Here is a 1,506-nt window from a genome sequence, read left to right as displayed (position 1 = left end):
GGCGGCCACCGGGCGATTACGCCGCCTGGGAACTGCGCCGGCTGTCCACGCCGGCCGGGCAGGCGATGCGGAATTCCTGGGTTACCCGGATGAACCCGCTGCCCGAACCGCTGCGCCTGCCGGCCGACCGGCCGCGACCACGGCTGTGGGCGATGACCGGCGCCAGCCAGCCCTTCTCGCTCGACCCGCAGCTCAGCGGCGATCTGCGCCGGGCGGCGGCGGCCGGCGGGTCGACGGTGTTCGCCCTGATGCTGACCGCATTCCAGATCATCCTGCACCGCTACAGCGGGCAATCCGATCTGGTCGTCGGCACGCCGGTGACCGCGCGCGACGAACCGCGCTTTGCCGGCATGGTCGGCTACCTCGCCAACCTCGCGCCGCTGCGGATCGCGATCACCGGCGATCTCAGCTTTGCCGAATGCCTGCGTCGGACGCAGGAGGCAGTCGCCACGGCACTGGAGGGCGGGGTGCTGCCGTTTCCGGCCCTGGTCGAAGCGCTCCGGCTCGGCAATGATCTCAGCCGGCCGCCGCTGGCTCAGGCGGCCTTCGTCTATCATGCCCTGCGCGGCTTTGGCGATCTGGCGCCGCTGTTCGCGCAGGACATCGCCACGTTCCATCCCGGCAACGTCGATTTCGGCGGCATGGCGCTGGCCCCCTACCCGCTGCCGCAACAGGAGGGCCAGTTTGAAATCCGGCTGGAGGTGATCGACGATCACGGCGGTCTTTCCGGCAACTGCACCTATGATCCCGCCCTGTACGATCCCGCCACCATATGCCGCATAACCCGGCATTTCGGGACATTGCTGCGCCAGATCGCCACCGATGGCGGGTTCGACCGTCCCGTCGGCTCTTTCGAGCTGCTGTCGGTGGCGGAGCGGATGCAACTGATCGCCGCCTGGAATGCCACCGGCCGGCCGATGCCCGATGCCACGCTGCCGGTGCTATTCGCCGCCCAGGCTGCCCGCACACCGGATGCAACCGCGCTGATAGCCGGCGATGAGACCGTCAGCTATGCGGAGCTTGACGCTCGGGCCGGGCGGCTGGCGCGGGTGCTGGAAGCCCACGGCGCCGGCCCCGAAACCCTGGTCGGCATCGCGGTCGCCCGGTCGGTGGCCATGGTGGTCGGCATTCTCGGCATCCTGAAGGCGGGAGCGGCTTATGTGCCGCTCGATCCGGATTATCCGGCCGACCGGCTTGCCTTCATGCTGGCCGACGCGGCTGTCCGGCTGGTGGTTGCCGATGCCGCCGGGGCAGCTGTTCTGCCGGAAGGCACCCCGTGCCTGCTGATCGGCGGGGCGGGATCAGCGGGGGCGGCCGAGCCGGAGGAGGTCCTGCCGCCCGCGACGGCGCGGGAACTGCGGCCGGATAATCTGGCCTATCTCATGTACACCTCCGGCTCGACCGGCACGCCGAAAGCGGTGATGACGACGCATGCCAACATCGTGCGTCTTTGCTGCGGGTCGGACTATGCCCGGTTCGGCGCCGACCGTGTCTTCCTTCAACTCG

The 1,506-nt window shown here is 69.6% G+C and carries 1 protein-coding gene; it reads left to right on the top strand.

Going from position 1 to position 1,506, the window contains the following annotated elements; genetic code table 11:
- The coding region (locus tag I71_RS01100) for an AMP-binding protein (RefSeq protein ID WP_042688962.1) at positions 1-1,506 on the top strand (1,506 nt) is incomplete at both ends.

It is taken from the genome of Azospirillum sp. B506, from assembly GCF_000333595.1.
Lineage (GTDB): Bacteria > Pseudomonadota > Alphaproteobacteria > Azospirillales > Azospirillaceae > Azospirillum.
The sequence above is the reverse complement of the archived record's forward strand: the minus strand, read 5'-3'. Positions and strand labels throughout refer to the sequence as shown.